This is a genomic window from Phyllobacterium sp. K27 (genome assembly GCF_054796155.1).
In genome coordinates, this window is sequence record NZ_CM139240.1 from 1 (window position 1) to 21,467 (window position 21,467).

Sequence of the window (21,467 nt, forward strand, 5' to 3'; positions counted from 1 at the left end):
ATGGAAAACGGCTCAAAGGCAGCCATAGTCCCGCTCCATATGAGTGAGGGGAAAGCTATGGAGATAGCCACCAATCCGGGCGAAGCGATCTTTGAACGTGTAAAACTCAAGCTGAAAGCAAAACTGGGAAGCGAAGTTTATTCGAGTTGGTTTGGGCGCCTGAAGCTGGACGAGACATCCAAGAGCATCGTCCGTCTGTCTGTCCCCACAGCATTTCTCCGGTCGTGGATCAACAATCACTACGCAGATATGATTGCAGCACTATGGCGCGAAGAAGACGAGCAGGTTCTCAAGGTCGAGATCGTTTTCCGCAGCGCAAGCCGCGCCGCGATCCGCCCGGTATGCGATGAAGGCGCCTTGCGCGCTGAAACCTCGGGCACAGATCGCGCTGGGGCCGACAAGTCTGGCTTCGCACGTGAAAAACCGGTATTCCCTGTTGGAAATCTTGCTTCCGATAAGAAAACGCCTGCACATTTTACTGACCGTGCCCAAAACGCCATTTTTGGCTCGCCGCTGGATCCGCGCTACACATTCGACACCTTTGTCGATGGCACACCAAACCGCGTTGCTCTTGCCGCTGCCCGCACCATTGCTGATGCTGGCGCGAGTGCTGTCCGCTTCAACCCGCTTTTCATTCACGCTTCCGTCGGCCTCGGCAAGACTCATCTCTTGCAGGCCATTGCAGCCGAGGCATTGAAGCGTCCGGAACGCGCCCGCGTTGTTTACCTCACCGCTGAATATTTCATGTGGCGCTTTGCGACTGCCATTCGCGACAATAATGCCTTGTCTTTCAAAGAGCAGTTGCGCGATATCGACCTTTTGATCATCGATGATATGCAGTTCCTGCAGGGCAAATCGATCCAGCACGAGTTCTGCCATCTCATCAACACGCTGCTCGACAGCGCCAAGCAGGTCGTGGTTGCGGCTGACCGTCCACCATCAGAGCTGGAATCGCTTGATCCACGCGTCCGTTCGCGTCTTCAGGGCGGTGTCGCGCTTGAAATGATCTCGCCGGACTATGCGATGCGCCTTGAAATTCTCCAGCGCCGGCTTGTGGCTGCGCAGGCAGAAGACAAGTCCCTGGATATTACGCCAGAAATTCTTGATCACGTCGCCCGTTCCGTTACCGGTAGTGGACGCGAGCTGGAAGGCGCATTCAACCAGCTTCTGTTCCGCCAGACTTTCGAACCAAACCTTTCGGTGGATCGTGTTGATGAACTTTTGAGCCATCTGATGCGCGGCGGTGAAGCCAAGCGCATTCGCATTGAAGAAATCCAGCGCATCGTTTCGCGTCACTACAATGTTTCCAAGCAGGATCTCCTGTCGAATCGGCGCACGCGGACCATCGTCAAGCCACGCCAGATCGCCATGTATCTGGCAAAGATGCTGACGCCGCGCTCCCTTCCAGAGATCGGCCGCCGCTTTGGTGGGCGTGATCACACAACGGTGCTTCATGCGGTGCGCAAGATCGAGGATATTGTTGGCAAGGATCAAAAACTGTCGCAGGAACTTGAACTGCTCAAGCGCCTTATCAACGATCAGGCGCAATAAGCAGCGCTATCACAGCTTATCAACAGAAAGCCTGCGGCGAGAACGCGTGTTCTTCCCCGCAGGCTTGCTTTTTACGTCTGTTTTCTGCCAATTTGCTTGACCTAAGGGGAATGCCTCCCCACTACCCAGACACTATAGTTTGGCAAAAGTCAGTGAGACCGGTTTATCATGCGTGTAACTCTTGAACGTTCCAACCTTCTGAAGTCGCTCAACCATGTCCACCGTGTGGTCGAACGGCGCAACACTATTCCGATCCTGTCGAACGTTCTTCTCCATGCCGAGGGTGCCAGCCTGGCCCTGAAGGCCACTGACCTTGACCTTGAAGTGACCGAAGCCACTGCAGCGCAGATCGAGCAGGCTGGTGCAACCACGGTTCCGGCGCATCTTCTTTACGATATCGTGCGTAAGTTGCCTGATGGCGCGGAAGTCATGCTCGCAACCAATGCGGATGGCAATTCCATGGCCGTCACCTCCGGTCGTTCAAGCTTTCGTCTCCAGTGTCTGCCGCAATCGGATTTTCCTGAGCTGACAGCAGGGACATTCACCCATACATTCCGGCTGCCGTCGAGCGCTATCAAGGGCTTGATCGATCGCACGCAATTTGCAATATCCACCGAGGAAACCCGTTATTATCTCAATGGCATCTATTTCCATACCATTGAAAGCGACGGCGCCCTGAAGCTGCGCGCAGTTGCTACGGATGGGCATCGTCTTGCCCGCGCCGAGCTTGAGGCCCCCGCTGGCAGCGAAGGCATGCCGGGCATCATCATCCCGCGCAAGACCGTGGCCGAATTGCAGAAACTGGTTGACGATCCCGATGTCGTGGTGACGGTTGAATTGTCGGAAACTAAAATACGCTTCACAATTGGCTCGGTGGTCCTCACCTCCAAGCTGATCGATGGCACATTTCCGGATTATCAGCGCGTCATCCCATCGGGCAATGACAAGAAGCTGACAATTGACAGGCAGAGCTTTGCCTCTGCGGTTGATCGCGTTTCTACGATTTCGAGCGAACGCGGCCGTGCAGTCAAGCTGACAATTGCCGAAGGTCAGGTTACGCTTACGGTTAACAATCCGGACTCCGGCAGCGCAACGGATGAACTGGCTGCTGACTATGATTCAGATGCCATCGAGATTGGTTTCAACGCCAAATATCTCCTCGATATCACGGCACAGCTGACGGGTTCCGAAGCGATCTTCATGCTCGCCGATGCCGGTTCGCCGACACTGGTGCGTGATACGGGCGATGAGAATGCGCTTTATGTGCTCATGCCGATGCGGGTCTAGCCGCCTTACACGTTCTCATGGCCGATGATCCCCCTATGGACGCGGGCAAGCCAGCCCGCGTTTCAATCGGCAGGCTGAAGCTCAGCAATTTCCGCAATTATGAAAGCCTGTCCTTACGGCTTGCGCCTTCGCATGTGGTTCTGACGGGCGAAAACGGTGCCGGCAAAACCAACCTGCTTGAAGCAATATCCTTTCTGTCTCCTGGTCGCGGTCTGCGGCGCGCGGCCTATGCCGACGTTACCCGCAACAATGCAACTGACGGTTTTGCCATTCACGCTTCTATCGACACGCCCGAGGGCACGGTCGATGTTGGAACGGGGCTATCTGGAAATGCACCGGGCGATACTGCCCGCCGCGTCCGCGTTAATGGCGTAACGGCTGCCAGCGCCGACGACCTTCTCGACTATTCGCGCATTCTCTGGTTGGTTCCTGCCATGGATGGGCTGTTTACCGGCCCTGCCGCTGACCGGCGACGCTTTCTCGACCGCATGGTCCTTGCCATTGACCCGGCCCATGGCAAACGGGTTCTCGACTATGAAAAATCGATGCGAAGCCGTAACCGTCTGCTTACGGAAGAGCGCACCAACGCTTCCTGGCTTGATGCAATCGAGACGCCTATGGCTGAACTGGGCATTGCTATTGCTGCGGCGCGTGCGGAATTGATGCGTCTCATCAATGGCATGATCGAGCGCATGCCCGACGATACGCCCTTCCCCAAGGCCGATTGCCTGCTCGAAGGCGAGTTGGAACAGCGCGTTGGTATAGAGTCCGCAACGGATGTTGAGGAAGTATTTCGCCGCGCGCTGCATGATGGCCGTTCGCGGGACCGGGCTGCCGGACGCACGCTTGACGGTCCGCATCGCTCTGACCTGCTGGTGCGGCACCGGCCCAAGTCCATGCCTGCGGAACTTTGCTCGACCGGGGAACAAAAGGCATTGTTGATTGGATTGATCCTTTCCCATGCTCGCCTCACAGGTGAACTGGCGGGGATGGCTCCGATCCTGCTTCTGGACGAAATCGCTGCACATCTGGATGAAGGTCGCCGGGCGGCGCTTTTTGATATTATCGAAGAGCTTGGCGGCCAGGCATTTATGACCGGCACAGACAAGGCACTGTTTACAAGCCTGGAAGGCCGTGCGCAGTTTTTCGATGTGTCGCACGGCGACGTGATTGGCAGTTCACCATGATTGATGATGGCAGCATAGAAAGCGCTGCTTGAGACAGCGCTTTCTATCGGAGCATTAGATTTTTATCTCGCCTTCTTCCATGCCATCCCAATAATGAGCACGCTCGGCGTGAACCTTGATCATCGCCATTCCTTTTGTATCGACACCATCCTTGAACCAATCATCGAGATCTGGTGTCCAGTGTTCCTCAAATTTCTTCTTGTCCTTGATGATTTCTGCTTTTCCTTCGAGAGCAATGGAAAATGCCTTTTCACCCTGAAAGGTCAGGGCAACCTTGGGGTTCTCTTGGATATCCGAAACCATGCGGGAGTCGTCCCAGGTGAAAAAGTAGGCATCGCCATCATATTCGACATCACGATTATTGCTCATTGGACGACCCGCAATTGCCCCGTTTTTGGTATGCGTCATCAGCATGCAAATATCGATGTCACGCATCTTCTCTGCCAGATAGGAAATGTTCTTGCTCATAATATGCTCCCTTTTTGTCGCGAAGGAGCAACGCGTTAAGGGTCATTTGGTTCAGCCTGAACCAAATTTTCAGTCTGTTGGCCTGCCATGTCCAATGAAACAATCCCGATAGTATTTTAGTGCCTGGCGACCAATGATAGCTCTTAGAAAAAGCTCCAGAGCCTTTCCTGTTTAGATAGAAGTAGTTCCGTTCAAACAGGAAAGGCTCTAGCGGGTGGCCTTTAACTCCGAGCCGCTTTTGAGAACTTTATCGCCATTGTTCTGTTCAATCAGATAGGCGGGGTCGTCCTTGGAAGCATTGCGGGTCACTTCTGCGCCTTTGATTTTCCTTGTCACCCTGGTCGTGAATGTGTGGACGATTTTGCCGGTCGCTGTGCCGTTGCCCCATTCAACCATGTTGCCATTATAGAATTTCGTCATGGTGCTTCCCTGCCTGCTCCGGAATTTTAACATACTAATCGGGAAAGGCTTACCTGAATACTCCGGGTAGAATTGCAACTTTTTGGTTGCATTTCTTTTCTTGATCCGCCAGATTAAAAGCAACCAGGAGGTTGCGTAATGTCTGATCGTATCGAAAAGAATATTGAATTGAATGCGCCAATCGAAAAGGTTTGGCGCGCGCTCACTGATCATCTCGCATTTGGCGAATGGTTTCGTGTTAAACTTGACGGCCCCTTCGTTCTCGGCCAGGTCTCCAGTGGCCATATTACTTATCCCAGCTATGAACATGTGAAATGGCATGCGACAGTCAAGGCTATGGAAGAGCCCCATCTGTTCAGTTTTACATGGCACCCGCACGCAATTGATCCCGATGTGGATTATTCGGCTGAGACACCGACCTTGGTCGAGTTTCGCTTGCAGCCTGCAGATAAGGGAACGCGGTTGACTGTTACTGAATCCGGATTTGGCGCTCTGCCCCACCATCGCCGTGACGAAGCCCTGCGTTCCAATGATGGCGGTTGGGAAGAACAGGTAAAGAATATCAAGGCCTATGTTGAACAATAATCCGCTTTCCGATCCTGCACCTTTATTTGCAGCTTTGGGCGATAGAACTCGGCTGTCGTTGCTGACCAAGCTCAGCGATGGCCAAAGCCGCTCAATCGTTGGTCTCTCTTCCGATACGCAGATAACCCGCCAGGCTATCACCAAGCATCTCAAGGTGCTTGAGGATGCAGGATTGGTGATCAGCACCAAGGTCGGACGAGAAAGCCATTTTGCCTTCCGGCCTGAGCCGATCAACGATATCCGCGCCTATCTTGATGGCGTTTCCCGTCAATGGGATGATGCTTTGGAGCGCCTACGCGCCTTTGTCGAGCGCTGATTGTTTTGGCAATAAACCATCAAGCAATTGCCGGATCGCCTCAACGGCTTTGCCTAACGTGGCTTCCGGCTCTGTCGAATTCGCGACCCAAAGCGAAGCGTGGGTTAAGGCGCCATTGAGTATGCGAGCTACAGCTTCCGGATCGACATCTCTTATCGCCCCCTCGTCACGAAGCTGCGTCAGGCTCATGGTCATGGAGCGGATACAGGTATTGGTCGTTGGCCAGTTTGCGGGGTCGCCCAGAACGGCCGGTCCGTCCAACAGCACGATGCGCTGGATTTCCGGCTCGATCGCCATTTCTACATAGGTCACACATTCGTCGACATAACCCTGCCAGCGGCTCTTTGCATTCTCGTTGACCTTGATCAATCGGTCATTCATCTCCGCATCAATCTGCTTGATAACGGCTTCAAGCAATCCCTTCTTGTCACCAAAATGGTGATAAAGCGCGCCTCGGGTGAGCCCCGCCGAAGAGGTAAAATCGTCCATTGAGGCTTCCGCATAGCCTACTGTTCCAAAAGCATGCCGGGCGGCAGCCAATAGTTTGGCCCTTGTTTCGACAATCATTTCACTGCGGGGCTTATGAGCCATCTGCTTTCCTTTTACATACGCAACGTATATTAGTTGACATACGCAGCGTATGCAACTATTTCATTTATATACGCCTCGTATGTAATGGCGGTTCTCAACCAAGGATGTCTGTCATGGCAAATCCCTACAAAGAAATTTTCGCTGCACCAGGAAGCGTCGCCTTTTCCGCCACCGGTTTCATCGCCCGCCTGCCCTTGAGCATGGTTACACTTGGTATCGTCACCATGCTTTCCCAAACACACGGCACCTACTGGCTCGCTGGGGCCGTGTCTGCCACCTTCGCCTTGTCCAATGCACTTATCGCACCACAAATATCGCGCCTGATTGACCGTTTCGGTCAAAGCCGCATTCTTCCCGTGTTTTCGTTGATTACGGTCCTTGCCCTTGCGGGCCTGATGCTGTCAGCGCACTACAACGCGCCTGCATGGACATTGTTCGTTTTTGCCATGCTTGCCGGTTTCATGCCCAGCATGACTGCACTTGTCCGCGCACGCTGGACCGAAATCTATCGCGACACGCCGAAACTGCGTACGGCCTTCGCTTTTGAATCCGTGGTTGATGAGGTCATCTATATGGTTGGCCCGATCATCGCCATTGGTCTGAGTGTTGCTCTCTTCCCGCAGGCCGGGCCGCTCGCCGCAACTCTGTTTCTTGCTGTCGGGAGTGCACTGTTCATTGCACAAAAGTCCACCGAACCCGCCATCCATCCGCAGGACCGCACTGACAGTGCCTCGGTCATTCGTCTTCCCTCTCTTCAACTCATAGCCGTCACACTGGCAGCTATCGGAGCGCTGTTCGGTACGGCTGAAGTCACTGCCATCGCCTTTGCCGAAGAGCAGGGCCAGAAGGCCGCCGCCGGTATTGCGCTTGCGAGCTACGCCGCAGGTTCGCTCATTGTTGGCCTCGTCTTTGGTGCTCTGAATCTGCAGATGCTCTTGGCAAAACAATTCCTGCTGGCAATCAGCCTTGCCATGTTGACGACGCTGCCCCTGCTGATCGTCGACGGCATTGGCGGCCTCTCCATTGTTCTTTTTCTGGCAGGTGCCGCCGTATCCCCTACCATCATCATCTCGATGGGCCTGATTGAACGCCTCGTCCCTGCATCGAAGCTGACAGAAGGTATTACATGGGCAATGACGGGCGTCATGATCGGCATGGCGCTCGGCTCTTCCCTTTCAGGCTGGGTAATTGACGAATATGGTGCAAGCCGCGGCTTTTACGTTTCCGTTGCCTCTGGAGTGATTGCCTTCATTGCGGCCTTTACCTTCTGCCTCACCTTTGGCGCAAAGCCGAAGGCACAGCTCAAAACCGCTATCTGAATGCCAAAACCAGGAAAAAACAGCGGGAAGATTCCCATCTTTCCGCTGTTTAACTCATTTCATCCGAACTCATTTTGCAATCTTTTGATAAAATTACTTGTCTGCACCTAAAGTATTACCTAACGTCCCCGTCAAATTCACTACATCGCACTTGGGGGGAAGTAGATGGCTCGAGGATTTCTGCACAGCAAACCTGCTTCATCCAATAGATTGAAGAAGAAAATACTAACCGGCATCTTTCTTGCCTCCACTACATCAACATTTGGACTTCTCGCTTTATCCAGCGGTGCGCAAGCAGCCTGCGACCTTACGCCGACAGCTGGCGACAGCACCTATATCTGCGATAGCGGCGTTAGCGCCGGCCTCACCGACAATACGGGCAACAATACGCTTACCATGCCGGGAGGCGGCAGCGGCACTGTCAATGGGAACATTGTTTTCGGCGCAGGTGCAGACACTGTAACAATTGGCGCGGGTACGATTACCGGCAATGTCCAACAGGGCAGCGGTATTGACGATTTCAATATGACTGGCGGCTCTGTCGGTTCTCTCAACCAAGGCGACAATCTCGATACATTCTTCATGTCGGGCGGACATATTATCGATGCCTTTGATGATGGTGACAGAGCAATCATGACTGGCGGTCGCATAGGCCGCGTCAACATGAAACTGGATAACAATCTGTTCGATATGTCCGGCGGCATCATCGACCGCAATCTTGTTGCCGGTTTCGGCAACGACACCATCATCCTGTCCAACGGTACGATTGGCGGTAATATCAGCGTGAGCGGCGGCACGGACAGCGTTACTGTTACAGGCGGCAGCGTCGGCGGCAATGTGCTTCTCAGTTTCGGCACTGATACATTCCGCTGGGATAGTGGTGGTATTATTTATGGAGCCATCGATCTTGGCGGTGATGATGACATTGCTGCGCTTACCAACCTTACCGCCGCAAATATAGGCGCGACGACACAGGTCACAGGTGGTGCAGGCAATGACACACTCACCTTCAACAATGTATTGGCAGACAATATTTCGCGGTTTCAAAATTGGGAAAACATCGCTGCCACCAATGACACCGAGCTTACTTTCGATGGTACATTAACGCTTGGCGATGCAGGCACGCAGACCGGCAATCTCTCGATTGATTCAACCAGCACCATATTCGGCGGTGGCGCAAACTCATCCGTTGCACCCTTCGTGGTGGGCCAGCTTGTCAATGTCACCAATGCGGGTCGCATTGATCTGACCAATGGCAGCGGCACGAGCGACAGTTTCCATATCGCTGGCAATTATATGGGCAATGGCGGACTGCTGTTTCTCGACACCGTGCTTGGCGATGACAGTTCCGCTTCCGATAAACTCATTATCGACGGCGGCACAGCATCAGGCTCCACAGGCATCAGCGTCATCAATAATGGTGGCACAGGCGCCAGCACCACACAGGACGGCATTCTTCTGGTCGAAACCGTCAATGGTGCAACGACGACCAGTGATACATTCGCGCTTAATAGTGCTGTCGCGGCAGGAGCCTATGAATATTACCTTTTCAAAGGCGGCATCAGCGATGGCAGTGAACAGAACTGGTATCTGCGCTCGACACTGGTAACCGCGCCGGAGCCACCTGCTCCGGCTCCGGCACCCTCGCCAGTTGATCCGGGCCCGGTCGTCGAACCGGAAGCGCCGGAGGTATCTCCGCCGCCACCGCCACCACAGGAAGAGCCCGCACCACCCTTGCCGGTGAATCCGGACGATCCAAACCCGGTCGACCCGTCACCGCCCGTAGAGCCGGGTGAAGCACCGCCGGTCGCGCCTCCGCCACCTGCCGAAGCGCCAGCGCCAACACCGCCGCCGCCTGCACCGCCGATACCAGGAAATCCTGCGCCGGTGCCGGGAACAGGCTCAACGCCGCCAACGCCGGGCGCTACGCGCGTTACAGGCGATGTGGTGCCGCTTTACCGAATCGAAGTGCCAACCTATTCGGCGGCGATTCCGGCAATGCGGCAGGCGGCGCTTGCAACGCTCAGCACATTCCACGAGCGGCGCGGTGCCCAGCAAGTTCTGGCACCCGGCGAGGTCGCCTCAGCCGCATGGGCCCGCGTCTTCGGTGAAGATATCGAACAAGGCTGGGGCGGCACCGTCTCTCCAACCATTGACGGCACGACTTGGGGCGTACAGGCCGGGCTCGATATTCTGCGCTATGAAAGCGAGAACGGCCACAAGGATACGGCCGGGCTCTTCTACGGTTTTGCTTCGCTTGATGCCGATATTCGGGGCCAAGCACTTGGTTGGAACAATCTGAAGACTGGCAAGATCGATACGGATACCCACAGTGCCGGTGCCTATTGGACACATATCGGCCCTACCAACTGGTATCTCGACGCCGTTGTCATGGGAAGCTGGTTCAGCGGCACCGCCCGTTCTGATCGTGGTGTCGGTATTGACGTGGATGGCGATGGCATAACAGCATCGCTGGAAGGCGGTTATCCGTTCGCGCTCAGTGATAATTGGGTGCTGGAGCCGCAGGCGCAGATCATCTGGCAGCATATCTCGCTAGACGATCAGGAAGACGAGTTTTCCGATATTGCCTTCGACGCCGATGATGGCTGGACAGGGCGTGTTGGCGCAAGATTGCAGGGCAATTATCAGACCTCATCCGGATTGTTCCAGCCTTATGTGAAGGCCAATCTCTGGCATTCATTCGAAAGCAAAGACAGCGTGAAATTCGGTGGCGATAGCATTGTCACAGAAGGCGAGACCACGTCGCTGGAGCTTGGCGGTGGTATCGTTCACAGTTTCAACAAGTCAGTCAGCGCATTCGCTGTGGCTGATTACACGTTTGATATTGATGGCGACAAACGCGAGGTCTTCGAAGGCAATATCGGCCTAAAAGTAAGCTGGTAAGCGGGCACACCGCCTGAAGCACCTTGCGACCGGCAAATGGATCGTGCGTGCTTCGACAAGCTCAGCATGAGGGAGTTGGAGTTTGGCAGGGAACGTGATTCTGGGACGTTGCAAAGTGGATATTGCAACCCGCTTCCTCCCTCATACTGAGCTATCCTGAGCTTGCCGAAGGGCGAAGCACGCACCCACAACCATGCAAAATTACTGAGTTGTAAAGCGTTTAGAGCAACTCCAGCAAAGTGTAGCGGTTTTCCTGGAATTGCTTCTATCGTGATGCAACGTTTGCGGATCCACCCGGCAAACGGGCGACCACGACGAGCTGTGTAATTTCGCCCCGCTTGAAAGCGGCAAGGAAGCGTTTGTAATCCTTGAACACAAGGCAACCGTTGGAATCGCCGCGCTTGCCGAGCATGTAAGTGTGAGCCAACAAGCCATCGCGTCCGAAAATCTTGCTTGGGTCAACCGGATTGAGGCGGATCGCTTCCACGCCGTGGAACAAGGCCTCCCGCATGGTCAGCTTGTAAGTATGCGGCGGCGTTGCACCACGCATTTTCTTGTGCACGAAGCGCGGATCATCAAGCATTGGCCCCAGACCGGAATGTGCTTCGAGGCGCTCCCCATTCGGCATATAGACAGTCTTCTGCTCGATACTGTAGATCGCCGTCCGGGCGCGGGCGGTAACGACTGGAGCGGATCTGTAGCTCGGTGCCATATCCTGAATGCTGTTTTCCTGCGGCGCATAAGCCATCACTTGCGGCGCGCGCTTCGGCTTCCTGCCAGGCAAGGGAATTTCCATGTCATCATCGCTTTCCGCCAGAACGAGGCTGAATGGCCCCTGCGGCGAGGCACCGAGGGCTGGGCCGGGTTCCTGCAAGGCGGTGACTTCAGCTGGCGCTGGTGCATCCAGAGAACTGTAAGACCGGACAGGCGTATAGATTGACGAAACCTGCATCGTATCAAGACCTGCAGCCCGCGCCTCAAAGGCATCTGCGTCAAGCGGCGGCTTCGCCGCCACCACCACTTTCGGTTTGGGCGGCGTAATGACAATGACTTCGCCGTTTTGCCCGATGACCGAGCCTTCATCCATATCACTGACCTGCCAGCCTGCCTGGCTCAGCTCCGGCACACGCGGAAACTTTGGTGCCTTTGGGTTCGTGTCATAGGCTGCATGCTTCAAGGGATGAGCAGAAAGGGGTGTGAAGATATGACTGGCAGTGCTTGCCGAAGCGTGAGGAATAAAGGCGCGCTGCAGGCTGACGACTGCGGCAACGGCGCCGAGCGAGCCGACAACCCCCAAACCCGCAAGAATGGCTGCGGAGAAAAACGCGCGCCCCGGCTGACGGCCCTTTTTGGCTTGAGACTTGGTGCCCCCGGCCGTCTTGACTGCAAACGCCATAATACAAGCTTCCCGAACTCTTTACTCAACATCTATCAGCGCCTCCGCAAAATCACTGCTGACAAGGCAGGATTGAGGCCGAGGACAAAACACATTCCCCGATGGCAGTCGCTGATAAAAACAGAGAATGAAGAAACTTGGTTACCAAGTGGTTATGGGAAGAATATTCAGTTTGAAAAACCGTCCCATCGGCCACGCTCATCGATCAGGATGATTGAGGGCGAACTTTGCCTCCCGCCAATGGACAGCATATCAACTCCCAGCGCTGGGACGCTGACGCGTGATCCAGCGAACACCACCAATAATTGCTATGGCCAGCAACGGCCATGCCGCCCAGAAAGTACCTTGCCAAGAAAACAGATTAATGCCCGCTATCGCCAGCCCGATAACGGCAAGAGCAGCAATAGAACGATCCATGCGTTCCGCTGTTTTGGCCCAGCGTAGACCCAAAATGGTCGCCAGCGCGAGAAGAGGCCAACGCGCCCAAAACACGCCATCCCATGAGAGAAAATTGATGCCGACCAATCCGGCGGCAATGACCGCAAGCAAACCCGCACTGACACTTTTAAATGCCGGTTCTGTCCTACCTGTTGGGATTTGCCCGTTTGTCTTAACAGGCTCCGGTTGCGTCGCAGCTTCGCCAATACGCACGGCATAACTAAGAACGCCGCCTTCGATATTCTTGACCGGCAACTGCCCGAGGCATTCAAATCCAACCGTTAATTTGTTGCGCACCTGATCATAGACGGTATTGGATATGACGATGCCGCCAGCGGAAGCGGATGCCTGCAAACGCGCAGCAACATTCACGCCATCGCCGTAAATGTCGTCGCCTTCGGCAATCACATCGCCCAGATTAATGCCAATGCGAAACAGCATGCGGGTCTCGTCAGGGCGATCGGCATTATATCCGGCAAGCTCTGTCTGCACATCGAGTGCAGCACGCACCGCCTCCACAACGCTGGAAAACTCGGCAATCAACCCGTCGCCCCAGGTGTTGATGACCCTTCCGTGATGGGCCTCAATCAGCCTGCTCATCGCGTCCCGGTAGCGCTTGAGTGTATCGAGCGTGCCTTCCTCGTCATCGCGCATCATGCGCGTATAATCCTGCACATCAGCGGAAAAAATCGTAGTCAGCTTGCGACGCGTTTCAGGCATCCGTTCTCCCCCGGTTCTTGCCTTGCTAGCGAAGAATTCCTCGCTATTGAGCTGGAGAATATAGTTTCAGACGGCTTGTGGGAAGTTCATTCATACCCCCTTTCACTCCCCTTGATGTTAAACACCAAAAATACTCATCGCGTGGCTGTCTTGTCTATTCATTGGCACAGCCTTAAATAAAACCACGAAGGACGACCTTCACGCGATAGTGCGCATCAGACAGATCCGGGACGGCCCGACAATTCAAAGGATGGTCGTCATGGCCTGGATTATTCTCATTATTGCCGGTCTCTTCGAAATTGGCTGGGCTATCGGACTCAAATATACCGATGGCTTTACGAAGCTCACGCCCTCAATTCTCACCGCTGGCAGCATGATCATCAGCGTGGTTCTGCTTGGTCTTGCGCTGCGCGATCTGCCGGTCGGCAGCGCCTATGCGGTGTGGACCGGCATTGGCACAGTCGGCACCGCGCTGCTTGGTATGTATATTTTCGGCGAGCCAGCAACCGCAGTGCGGCTGGTCTGTATCGGGTTGATTGTTGCCGGTATCGGTGGGTTGAAGTTTCTGACTTAGATATATTGCAAAAGCGTTTTGCGTGGTTCGCCCTTCGACAAGCTCAGGGGTACCGTAAGAAACGTGAGATGATTGCAATAATGCTTGCAAGCATCTCCGTGATATTCCATCCAAACCACCTCTCCGTCATCCTCGGGCTTGACCCGAGGACCCAAAGACAGGAGGGGAAAGATTATCTCTACGCCAAAAAATGAAAATGCCGCTGTGTATCCTCGGGTCAAGCCCGAGGATGACGAATAGGTATTTTCCTTGAGGGAGAGATCATTCGGCGCATTGGTTTCAGGTTCATCATCCCCTAAAGTATCAACATGACCGAACAGCCGAACACCGCCCTTTCCTCCTCCGAAGTTGAACGCTATGCCCGCCATATCATCCTTGGCGAGATTGGCGGCCCCGGCCAGCAAAAGCTGAAGCGTGCCCGCGTACTCGTGGTGGGTGCGGGCGGGCTTGGTGCGCCGGTGCTGCAATATCTGGCTGCGGCAGGCATTGGAACGCTAGGCATTGTCGACGATGATCGTGTTTCCCTGTCCAATCTGCAAAGGCAGATCATCCATTCGACTGAGCTGGTCGGCTCGCCCAAAGGGGAAAGCGCTGCTCGCGCCATTGCTGCCATCAACCCGCATGTCATTGCCGAAGTGCATGACATGCGCATTGCGCCGGACAATGCCGCCGATCTTGTCAGCCGCTATGATATTGTGGTTGATGGCTCGGATAATTTCGATACGCGCTATTTGCTGGCCGATACGTGTCTCTCCCAAAAGCGTCCGCTGGTTTCGGCGGCTTTGGGGCGGTTTGACGGATCGCTGACCACGCTGATGCCCTATCTCACCAACAGCGATGGGCGTTCGAACCCCTCCTACCGCGATCTGTTTCCAAATCCGCCACCGCCCGGACTTGTCCCCGCCTGCGCCGAAGCTGGCGTGCTTGGTGTGCTGCCCGGCGTCATTGGCACATTACAGGCAACCGAGGTTATCAAGCTTGTCACCGGCATAGGCGAGCCGCTGATCGGCAAGCTCTTGCTTTACGATGCGCTGACCTCGCGCTTTGAAACGATCAAATACAGGGCCAAATCAACCCATGGCGCTTGAGCTTTCTGCCGAACAACGCGCAATCGCCAGCGGTTCGCGCGGCGAAGGTACAGCCATGGCCATGCGCATTGTTGCTGCCACCGCGCGGGTGATGGGTGCGCCCTCGCTGATCCCGATTGCCTCGGCACATATTGATGGCGCGCTTTACCACGGCGATAGCGGCACGCTCTTTGCAGAAAAGCTTGTCGAAGGCGGCGCCAAGGTCGCCGTCCGCGCCACGCTCAATGTCGGCTCGCTTGATCTGACCGGCTGTTCCGAAAACCGCCTGCCCCCGCATGAGCGCGCTATGGCGCAGCGGATGATGGATGCCTATCGCACGCTTGGCTGCGAGCCGAGCTGGACATGCGCGCCCTATCAGGCGGGCCATCGCCCTGCCCTTGGCAGCGATGTCGCATGGGGTGAATCCAATGCTGTCGTGTTCTGCAATTCGGTGCTGGGTGCGCGCACCAACCGCTATGGCGATTTTCTGGATATCGCCTGCGCCATCGCCGGTTTCGCACCCTATTACGGCCTGCATCGGCCGGAAAATCGCCGTGCCACGATCATCTTTGATGTCAGCGCAATTGATCCTGCATTTTTGCGCTCGGAAGTGGCCTGGCCTATTCTTGGCAGCCTGTTTGGCCGCGAGATCGGCGATGCCGTTGGCGTCGTGGCAGGCGTTCATGTGCATCCAGGCGAAGACGCTTTGAAAGCCTTCGGTGCTGCGTCGGCTTCAGCGGGTGCAGTCGGCCTGTTCCATGTAGCAGGTGTGACGCCGGAAGCACCTGATTTGATGACGGCGCTCCATCATCAAGCGCCGCAAGCGACGATCAAGGTGACCGGCGAGATGATCGCGGATTCGCGCCGACGTCTTTCCACCGCGCGCGACATGGAGCGCATTGATGCCGTTGCCATTGGCAGCCCCCATCTTTCGGCAATGGAGTTTGATCGGCTCGAAAGTCTCATTGCAGGGCGCAAACTCAAGATCCCGCTTTATGCCTGCACCGGGCGTCATGCGCTGGCCGCATTGGAGGGCAATGGCCGTCGCCAGTCGCTGGAAGCATCAGGCGTTGTCATCGTCGCCGACACTTGCGTCGTGGTTACGCCGATCCTGCCGGACATTGACGGCGCGGTACTCATGACCAATTCCGGCAAATTTGCGCATTACGCACCGGGCAATACGGGCTATGGCGTCATTTATGGCTCCATGGCCGAATGCGTGGAAAGCGCTGTGCTGGCCCGTCCTGTTTTCGGTGCTCCGGCATGAGGACGGAAATTCTGGTTCAGGGACAGGCAGCGCAAGGCGAAGCACTGGTGCTGACCGCGCCAATCAGCTTCTGGGGCGGGGTTAATCCGAAAACCGGATTGATTGCCGATGTCCGCCACCCGCAGCATGGCGTTTCGATCACCGGCAAAGTGCTTTGCCTGCCGGGCACGATTGGCTCATCATCAGCCGCCGCCGTTTTGCTGGAGCTTGTCTCGGCGGGCCTCGCACCCGCCGCCCTTATTCTGCACGAGCCTGACGCAATTCTCCTGCTCGGCCTTATCGTCGCGCAGGAAATGGGCCATGCAACGCCGATGGCGCTGCGGCTGGATCGCGGAGAATTTATGGGATTTGTTGAGCGTGAGCTTCGCATCAGCGGCAAAGGTACGATTACAGCCTTATAAAAACCTGCTTCTCAACACGCTGAAAAGCACCACTTCTCCATAACCGGGAAAGCATCCACCTCTCCGTCATCCTCGGGCTTGACCCGAGGACCCAGCGCAGTTCATCTAATACATTGAAACGATAGTAAAATTACACCATTGCGTAGATCCTCGGGTCAAGCCCGAGGATGACGGAGAAGTGGGTGTTTGTTAAAAACTGCATCAGATGGCCGTCAGGGCGGATTCTCACTGGTCGCGCGGTAACACCCGATCCGGAGGCCTATGCCCATCGATAAAGGTGCGAATATTGATGATGACTTTCTCACCCATATCGATACGCCCCTCCAGCGTCGCCGAGCCCATATGCGGCAGCATGACCACCTTGCCAGCTTTCGCCAGCTTGCGCAGCTTGGAATTGACTGCCGGTTCATGCTCGAACACGTCCAGCGCGGCGCCTGACAATTTGCCCTGATCCAGCTGCTCGATCAGCGCCTGCTCGTCAATGATCTGGCCGCGTGCCGTGTTTACAATGAAGGCTGTTGGTTGCATCAGCGCGAGACGGCGGGCAGATAGAAGATGGAACGTAGCGGGTGTCGACGGGCAATTGACCGAGATGATGTCCATGCGCGCCAGCATCTGGTCGAGACTATCCCAATAGGTCGCCTCTAGCTCTTCTTCGGTCTTCGGGCTTACGGGTTTGCGGTTGTGATAATGGATCGAGAGGCCAAAGGCCTTGGCGCGCCGGGCAACAGCCGTGCCAATCCGGCCCATACCGACAATGCCGAGGCGTTTGCCCCAGATGCGGCGGCCAAGCATCCAGGTCGGTCCCCAACCTTCCCATTTTCCATCATCAAGCAGGATCGAGGCACCCTCAACGAGGCGCCGCGGCACAGCCAGCATGAGTGCCATGGTCATATCGGCTGTGTCTTCGGTTAAAACGTTGGGCGTATTCGTTACTGTAATGCCGCGTGCAGCGGCGGCAACAACATCAATATTGTCGGTGCCATTGCCAAAATTGGCGATCAGCTTGAGGTTCGGGCCTGCGGCCTTGATAACCTCTTCATCAATACGGTCGGTCACGGTTGGAACGAGAACATTGGCCTGCGAAACCGCTTCGATCAGCTCCGCCTTGGTCAAGCGCCGGTCATCGACATTCAGTCGCGCTTCGAAAAGTTCGCGCATACGCGTTTCGATGGGATCCGGCAATTTGCGGGTAATCACGACCAGAGGCTTTTTGCTCACCGATATTCCCCTCCCTTTCGCCTGCGATATTGAGAGCTCTTTAACCAAACCACTGCAAACTGCAATTGCTGTTAAGCCGCTCTGGCGCGAAACTTGTCGCGCCCGAATAACTGTCTACCAAGGCCGGACAAAGAAGACAAAGAAAAACAAGGATCGTTCCGCGATCAGATGAAAATCACCATGGTTGAACGGAACGATGAAGGACCAATATTGTTGACGATTAAGAAATTCCACCTCTTCGCCATTTCCGCAAGCTTTGCCGCAGCGCTTGTTGCAACAGCGCCGCTGACCGTACCGGGGTTTGCCAAAGCCGAGGCCGCCGGGCAGATCGGTCCCAGTGGATTGCCGCTGCCGCGTTTTGTCAGTCTCAAGCCTGGACGTGTCAATCTGCGCGTTGGCCCCGGACGCGATTATGCGGTGACATGGCTGTTCCTCAAATCAGGACTGCCGGTCGAGATTGTGCAGGAATATGACAACTGGCGGCGAATCCGCGATTCGGAAGGCACTGAGGGCTGGGTTTACCAGTCACTGCTGTCGGGCAAACGCACAGGCATGACGGCGCCTTGGCAGAAGGACAAAGACGGCGTTATGCTCAACGTCTTTGCCAGGGCAGATGACAAGGCACCCGTTGTTGCGAAAGTACAGCCGGGTGTTCTTGGCACATTGAAGAATTGCAATGGTGATTACTGCCGCGTGGTGTTCGGTGGCGCAAGTGGCTGGATGCGCCAGAACGAGATTTGGGGTGCCTATCCGGGCGAGAAATTCGAGGATTAGGCTGAGGCTATTTTTTCTGACAATCGCTTTGGCCGGAAAATCAGATAACTGCAAAGCGCCAGAATCCATACTGTAACTGCACCGTAAAGCAGAACCCAGCCATAGCCATGAATCAGCGCGGAACGAATGACAGGAGCGGGAATGCCCGGCAACTCGCTGGCTATTGCTGCCAGATTTCCTGATGCAATGCGTTCTGCCGCAAAATAGAGCGTTATTCCAGAAAGCGCTTCTTGAGCAACGCTTTGCAGATGAGCCGAAACGCCGCTGATCAGGATAAAGCCCATCAGTGCTATGTTGATTGCAAGCGCGGTCAGGCGCGCGCTCATATCAATCCCTGAGGCCATGCCGGCTCGGTTGCTTGCCACCGCTCCTGTTGCGGTGTTCGTAACAGGCGTATTGGTCAGGCCGAGGCCCGTTCCCGCAAGTACGGCACCGGGAAGCATCGTAAGCCAGCTCGCATTGTCCATGCTTGATCCCAATCGCATGAAAACAAAGCCGAGACCAATGATGAAAAGTCCCATTGGAATGACAGTACCCGGACCAAATCGCAGGGTCAGCTTTTCGGCAATTGGCGGAATGATCAGGGTTGGCAGCGTATAGGCAAGCACCGCAAGCCCTGTCGCCACATTGCTATAACCAAGGGCGCCTTGAAAATAGAGCGGCAGATAAATCATGAATGGCCAGAAACAGAAATTCATGCCCATGGAACCGAACATTGCACCGGAAAAGTTCCGCACCTTGAAAACCGAGAAATCAAACATCGGATAGGGATGACGTCTTTCAATCATGACAAATGCCAAAAGACCGGCGAACGACAATCCGATTGCACTTAAAGCAAGGGTGCTGGTGAATCCGGTAACCGGCCCTTGTGTGATGAAAAAGACAAGGCAGAATACGGCCAGCGAATAGGTTCCCATGCCCAAAAGGTCGAGCGACTTTGCCTCCTGATCTGAAGACTCCGTCACACCCACATAGGCAAGCGCAAAGGTTACAGCGGCGACAACCGCGTGAACCAGAAAAACCCATTTCCAATCGAGCAGCGCCAGAATCACCCCGCCAATAATGGGGCCAAATCCAAGGCCGATCCCAAAAATGACGCCCCAGGCAGCAAAGGCACGCGCGCGCTGTTTAGGGTCGGCAAATAAATGCGAGAGAACCGATATATGGCCTATCAGCATTATACCGCCACTGATCCCTTGCAGGAATCTGGCGGCAATCAGCACAGCCATATTTTGCGCCAAACCACAAACCAGTGATGTTACACCGAACATGACGATACTGATTAGAAACACGCGCTTGCGTCCAAACCGATCAGCCAGAGTGCCAGCGGCCATCAGAACCGCTGTACAAGCAAGCGTATAGGCGGTCATTACCCATTGCAGCTCATTAAAACTGCCATGCAAAACCTGTTCCAGAACGGACAGAATGACGGGGACACTGGAAATTTCCAAGCCGAACATCAGTGAAGCCAGACAGACCGCCGCCAAAGCAAGCGGCGTTTTGGCCGAGGAAGAATTGATCATGGGTGAACACTCTCTGATTAAATGATGCAGGAGCCCAAACAGCAAGTGCCCCGTGCCTGCCGTTGTAACGAGAGAGGCCTCATGATAGAAATGATATAATTTCGCGTATTAATTAAGATTGGTCATGAAATGAACCTCGACTTCGATCCCCCGCTTTTGCGCGCTTTCATTGCCGTCGTCGATACCGGAAGCTTTACTCACGCGGCGCAACGTTTGCATTTAACGCAATCGGCGATCAGCCATCAGATAAGGCGCCTGGAAGAACAGGTTGGCACGCCATTGCTTTACCGCACAACGCGCACTTTAACCTTGACCCCTAGCGGCGTTGATTTTTTGCAAGGTGCCAAACAGATTATTGTGATGTTGGACAGCTTGTCCCAACGTTTTAATCCATCACCCGTCACGGGTGTTGTCCGCTTTGGTGTGACGGAAAATTTCCTGGGCGATCGGTTGGCCGGTCTGCTTTGCCAATTCGGCCGCACATTTCCTTCCATCACGCTCGACGTCAATGTCAGCCCTAATCTCGATTTGACCGCCATGGTTGCAGCCGGCCAGCTCGATCTGGCAGTACTACTTTGCAAGGAAAATGGGAGTGATTGCGGTTCGATCCTGCGCAAAACGCGCCAAGTTTGGGTGGCCGCCGACAATTTCAGCCTGGCACCCGGCGCATCTTTGCCGTTGGCATTATCCCCCTCGCCCTGTTTTCATCGACGTGCCTGCGCCTCAGCCCTTGAAGACACCAATTTGGATTGGCACATTGTTTTCACGTCGCCCAGCCAACATGGCCTTCACGCCGCTGTTCTCTCAGGGCTGGCGATCACCATCATGCCCGATGATGATGTGAGACCCGGCATGCGGATCGTTGATGGTCAGTATGGATTGCCGCCACTGCCCGATGCGGCCTTTGTCCTCGCGTGGAGCGATGGCAACAAAACAGCGGCGGCGTGTGAGTTTGGCAGAATGATTGAAGAAATGTCCTGTGCAAAGCCCTTTTTCAGAGCGGAGGCAGCCGACGGTTAACGGATGTTCCCTTAATGACAGCAGTGCTCGTTACTGCATGATCGTAAAAAGCTTTTAATACGTCGTCCATCTGCTCAATTGTGTGAACGACCAGCCGTGCGAGGAATGGGTCATCCCCCGTAATTCGGTCGCATTCTATAAATTCCGGTCTCTCCTGAATGAGTCGTTCGACGATATGCAATTTCCCCGGGAGTGGTCTTATCCGTACCATCGCACGAATCTGGTATCCAAGCGCATGTGGATCTATGTCCAACGAAAACCCTCGTATTACGCCAGTGGATTCAAGCCGACGCAAACGTTCAGTCACACTCGGCGGTGACATTCCCACTATGCGAGCCAATTCGCTTATTGATAAACGAGCGTTCGCATCAAGAGCTGTTAAAATTCGGGCGTCAGTTTCGTCTAAAGATGATTTTTTGGATTGATGGGATTTCATAA

21 protein-coding genes are annotated in these 21,467 nt (G+C 55.0%); 13 read left to right on the top strand and 8 right to left on the bottom strand.

All coding sequences use genetic code 11. The features are described from left to right. The first annotated feature begins 39 nt into the window (after nucleotides 1-39). From dnaA to recF, 3 genes are all read left to right on the top strand, one after another. Nucleotides 40-1,551, top strand: coding sequence for a chromosomal replication initiator protein DnaA (dnaA, locus tag ACYJL1_RS00005; RefSeq protein WP_460898087.1), 1,512 nt, complete (start codon nucleotides 40-42; stop codon nucleotides 1,549-1,551). 168 nt (nucleotides 1,552-1,719) lie between these two features. After that, nucleotides 1,720-2,838, top strand: coding sequence for a DNA polymerase III subunit beta (gene dnaN, locus ACYJL1_RS00010; protein WP_460896446.1), 1,119 nt, complete (start codon nucleotides 1,720-1,722; stop codon nucleotides 2,836-2,838). A gap of 17 nt (nucleotides 2,839-2,855) precedes the next feature. Beyond that, on the top strand, nucleotides 2,856-4,025 hold the full coding sequence (gene recF / locus ACYJL1_RS00015; RefSeq protein WP_460896447.1) for a DNA replication/repair protein RecF: 1,170 nt from the start codon (nucleotides 2,856-2,858) through the stop codon (nucleotides 4,023-4,025). A 54-nt stretch (nucleotides 4,026-4,079) separates the two neighbouring features. Here recF and ACYJL1_RS00020 read toward each other — a convergent pair whose 3' ends face one another. Both ACYJL1_RS00020 and ACYJL1_RS00025 read right to left on the bottom strand, forming a co-directional pair. Continuing rightward, nucleotides 4,080-4,493, bottom strand: a complete 414-nt coding sequence (locus tag ACYJL1_RS00020) for a pyridoxamine 5'-phosphate oxidase family protein (RefSeq protein ID WP_460896448.1) — start codon at nucleotides 4,491-4,493, stop codon at nucleotides 4,080-4,082. A gap of 207 nt (nucleotides 4,494-4,700) precedes the next feature. After that, nucleotides 4,701-4,913: a hypervirulence associated TUDOR domain-containing protein gene (locus tag ACYJL1_RS00025; protein ID WP_460896449.1), complete on the bottom strand. Its 213-nt coding sequence runs from the start codon at nucleotides 4,911-4,913 to the stop codon at nucleotides 4,701-4,703. A 138-nt stretch (nucleotides 4,914-5,051) separates the two neighbouring features. Here ACYJL1_RS00025 and ACYJL1_RS00030 point away from each other — a divergent pair, with 138 nt between their 5' ends. Next, entirely contained in the window at nucleotides 5,052-5,498 is a 447-nt protein-coding gene (locus tag ACYJL1_RS00030) for an SRPBCC family protein (RefSeq protein WP_460896450.1), read from the top strand. Beyond that, the gene (locus ACYJL1_RS00035; RefSeq protein ID WP_460896451.1) at nucleotides 5,485-5,814 is read left to right on the top strand and encodes an ArsR/SmtB family transcription factor; all 330 of its coding nucleotides are present in this window, start codon (nucleotides 5,485-5,487) and stop codon (nucleotides 5,812-5,814) included. Before ACYJL1_RS00030 ends, ACYJL1_RS00035 begins: the two co-directional genes overlap by 14 nt. Here the strand turns inward: ACYJL1_RS00035 and ACYJL1_RS00040 are convergent. Further along, nucleotides 5,791-6,405 (bottom strand): TetR/AcrR family transcriptional regulator, encoded by a 615-nt coding sequence (locus ACYJL1_RS00040; RefSeq protein ID WP_460896452.1) that lies wholly within the window; start codon nucleotides 6,403-6,405, stop codon nucleotides 5,791-5,793. The two genes, ACYJL1_RS00035 and ACYJL1_RS00040, sit on opposite strands and share 24 nt — an antisense overlap. A gap of 113 nt (nucleotides 6,406-6,518) precedes the next feature. Here ACYJL1_RS00040 and ACYJL1_RS00045 point away from each other — a divergent pair, with 113 nt between their 5' ends. Together ACYJL1_RS00045 and ACYJL1_RS00050 are read left to right on the top strand one after the other, a co-directional pair. Further along, nucleotides 6,519-7,724, top strand: coding sequence for an MFS transporter (locus tag ACYJL1_RS00045; RefSeq protein WP_460896453.1), 1,206 nt, complete (start codon nucleotides 6,519-6,521; stop codon nucleotides 7,722-7,724). Between the two features lie 165 nt (nucleotides 7,725-7,889). After that, nucleotides 7,890-10,628 (top strand): autotransporter family protein, encoded by a 2,739-nt coding sequence (locus tag ACYJL1_RS00050; RefSeq protein WP_460896454.1) that lies wholly within the window; start codon nucleotides 7,890-7,892, stop codon nucleotides 10,626-10,628. A gap of 265 nt (nucleotides 10,629-10,893) precedes the next feature. On the opposite strand, the gene ACYJL1_RS00055 is transcribed toward ACYJL1_RS00050, so the two are convergent. Continuing rightward, on the bottom strand, nucleotides 10,894-12,024 hold the full coding sequence (locus ACYJL1_RS00055) for a DUF2778 domain-containing protein (RefSeq protein WP_460896455.1): 1,131 nt from the start codon (nucleotides 12,022-12,024) through the stop codon (nucleotides 10,894-10,896). Between the two features lie 252 nt (nucleotides 12,025-12,276). Next, nucleotides 12,277-13,182 (bottom strand): adenylate/guanylate cyclase domain-containing protein, encoded by a 906-nt coding sequence (locus tag ACYJL1_RS00060; RefSeq protein WP_460896456.1) that lies wholly within the window; start codon nucleotides 13,180-13,182, stop codon nucleotides 12,277-12,279. A 259-nt stretch (nucleotides 13,183-13,441) separates the two neighbouring features. Here ACYJL1_RS00060 and sugE point away from each other — a divergent pair, with 259 nt between their 5' ends. The 4 genes from sugE (at nucleotide 13,442) to ACYJL1_RS00080 (ending at nucleotide 16,491) form a co-directional block, all read left to right on the top strand. Further along, on the top strand, nucleotides 13,442-13,756 hold the full coding sequence (gene sugE / locus ACYJL1_RS00065; RefSeq protein WP_460896457.1) for a quaternary ammonium compound efflux SMR transporter SugE: 315 nt from the start codon (nucleotides 13,442-13,444) through the stop codon (nucleotides 13,754-13,756). 308 nt (nucleotides 13,757-14,064) lie between these two features. Beyond that, entirely contained in the window at nucleotides 14,065-14,844 is a 780-nt protein-coding gene (locus tag ACYJL1_RS00070; protein WP_460896458.1) for a molybdopterin-synthase adenylyltransferase MoeB, read from the top strand. Beyond that, entirely contained in the window at nucleotides 14,834-16,090 is a 1,257-nt protein-coding gene (locus ACYJL1_RS00075; protein WP_460896459.1) for an aconitase X, read from the top strand. The genes ACYJL1_RS00070 and ACYJL1_RS00075 overlap by 11 nt, the downstream gene beginning before the upstream one ends. Beyond that, nucleotides 16,087-16,491 carry an aconitase X swivel domain-containing protein gene (locus ACYJL1_RS00080; RefSeq protein ID WP_460896460.1) on the top strand — a complete coding sequence of 135 codons (405 nt, stop codon included), beginning with the start codon at nucleotides 16,087-16,089 and terminating at the stop codon, nucleotides 16,489-16,491. The genes ACYJL1_RS00075 and ACYJL1_RS00080 overlap by 4 nt, the downstream gene beginning before the upstream one ends. 225 nt (nucleotides 16,492-16,716) lie before the next feature. Here the strand turns inward: ACYJL1_RS00080 and ACYJL1_RS00085 are convergent, their stop codons facing one another. Then, complete coding sequence (locus ACYJL1_RS00085) at nucleotides 16,717-17,718, bottom strand: 2-hydroxyacid dehydrogenase (protein WP_460898088.1); 1,002 nt, start codon at nucleotides 17,716-17,718, stop codon at nucleotides 16,717-16,719. 174 nt (nucleotides 17,719-17,892) lie between these two features. Here ACYJL1_RS00085 and ACYJL1_RS00090 point away from each other — a divergent pair, with 174 nt between their 5' ends. Further along, nucleotides 17,893-18,486 (top strand): SH3 domain-containing protein, encoded by a 594-nt coding sequence (locus ACYJL1_RS00090; protein ID WP_460896461.1) that lies wholly within the window; start codon nucleotides 17,893-17,895, stop codon nucleotides 18,484-18,486. Here the strand turns inward: ACYJL1_RS00090 and ACYJL1_RS00095 are convergent. Continuing rightward, complete coding sequence (locus ACYJL1_RS00095; RefSeq protein WP_460896462.1) at nucleotides 18,483-20,009, bottom strand: MFS transporter; 1,527 nt, start codon at nucleotides 20,007-20,009, stop codon at nucleotides 18,483-18,485. The two genes, ACYJL1_RS00090 and ACYJL1_RS00095, sit on opposite strands and share 4 nt — an antisense overlap. Before the next feature lie 129 nt (nucleotides 20,010-20,138). Here ACYJL1_RS00095 and ACYJL1_RS00100 point away from each other — a divergent pair, with 129 nt between their 5' ends. Then, the gene (locus ACYJL1_RS00100; RefSeq protein WP_460896463.1) at nucleotides 20,139-21,029 is read left to right on the top strand and encodes a LysR family transcriptional regulator; all 891 of its coding nucleotides are present in this window, start codon (nucleotides 20,139-20,141) and stop codon (nucleotides 21,027-21,029) included. Here ACYJL1_RS00100 and ACYJL1_RS00105 read toward each other — a convergent pair. Then, nucleotides 21,004-21,465, bottom strand: coding sequence for an Lrp/AsnC family transcriptional regulator (locus tag ACYJL1_RS00105; protein WP_460896464.1), 462 nt, complete (start codon nucleotides 21,463-21,465; stop codon nucleotides 21,004-21,006). The genes ACYJL1_RS00100 and ACYJL1_RS00105 overlap by 26 nt on opposite strands. Between the last annotated feature and the right edge of the window lie 2 nt (nucleotides 21,466-21,467).

Bases quoted from the DNA above. Each gene is read 5' to 3' on its own strand.
- dnaA (WP_460898087.1), top strand. From the start codon at position 40: ATGAGTGAGGGGAAAGCTATGGAGATAGCCACCAATCCGGGCGAAGCG.
- dnaN (WP_460896446.1), top strand. From the start codon at position 1,720: ATGCGTGTAACTCTTGAACGTTCCAACCTTCTGAAGTCGCTCAACCAT.
- recF (WP_460896447.1), top strand. From the start codon at position 2,856: ATGGCCGATGATCCCCCTATGGACGCGGGCAAGCCAGCCCGCGTTTCA.
- ACYJL1_RS00020 (WP_460896448.1), bottom strand. From the start codon at position 4,493: ATGAGCAAGAACATTTCCTATCTGGCAGAGAAGATGCGTGACATCGAT.
- ACYJL1_RS00025 (WP_460896449.1), bottom strand. From the start codon at position 4,913: ATGACGAAATTCTATAATGGCAACATGGTTGAATGGGGCAACGGCACA.
- ACYJL1_RS00030 (WP_460896450.1), top strand. From the start codon at position 5,052: ATGTCTGATCGTATCGAAAAGAATATTGAATTGAATGCGCCAATCGAA.
- ACYJL1_RS00035 (WP_460896451.1), top strand. From the start codon at position 5,485: ATGTTGAACAATAATCCGCTTTCCGATCCTGCACCTTTATTTGCAGCT.
- ACYJL1_RS00040 (WP_460896452.1), bottom strand. From the start codon at position 6,405: ATGGCTCATAAGCCCCGCAGTGAAATGATTGTCGAAACAAGGGCCAAA.
- ACYJL1_RS00045 (WP_460896453.1), top strand. From the start codon at position 6,519: ATGGCAAATCCCTACAAAGAAATTTTCGCTGCACCAGGAAGCGTCGCC.
- ACYJL1_RS00050 (WP_460896454.1), top strand. From the start codon at position 7,890: ATGGCTCGAGGATTTCTGCACAGCAAACCTGCTTCATCCAATAGATTG.
- ACYJL1_RS00055 (WP_460896455.1), bottom strand. From the start codon at position 12,024: ATGGCGTTTGCAGTCAAGACGGCCGGGGGCACCAAGTCTCAAGCCAAA.
- ACYJL1_RS00060 (WP_460896456.1), bottom strand. From the start codon at position 13,182: ATGCCTGAAACGCGTCGCAAGCTGACTACGATTTTTTCCGCTGATGTG.
- sugE (WP_460896457.1), top strand. From the start codon at position 13,442: ATGGCCTGGATTATTCTCATTATTGCCGGTCTCTTCGAAATTGGCTGG.
- ACYJL1_RS00070 (WP_460896458.1), top strand. From the start codon at position 14,065: ATGACCGAACAGCCGAACACCGCCCTTTCCTCCTCCGAAGTTGAACGC.
- ACYJL1_RS00075 (WP_460896459.1), top strand. From the start codon at position 14,834: ATGGCGCTTGAGCTTTCTGCCGAACAACGCGCAATCGCCAGCGGTTCG.
- ACYJL1_RS00080 (WP_460896460.1), top strand. From the start codon at position 16,087: ATGAGGACGGAAATTCTGGTTCAGGGACAGGCAGCGCAAGGCGAAGCA.
- ACYJL1_RS00090 (WP_460896461.1), top strand. From the start codon at position 17,893: ATGGTTGAACGGAACGATGAAGGACCAATATTGTTGACGATTAAGAAA.
- ACYJL1_RS00095 (WP_460896462.1), bottom strand. From the start codon at position 20,009: ATGATCAATTCTTCCTCGGCCAAAACGCCGCTTGCTTTGGCGGCGGTC.
- ACYJL1_RS00100 (WP_460896463.1), top strand. From the start codon at position 20,139: ATGAACCTCGACTTCGATCCCCCGCTTTTGCGCGCTTTCATTGCCGTC.
- ACYJL1_RS00105 (WP_460896464.1), bottom strand. From the start codon at position 21,465: ATGAAATCCCATCAATCCAAAAAATCATCTTTAGACGAAACTGACGCC.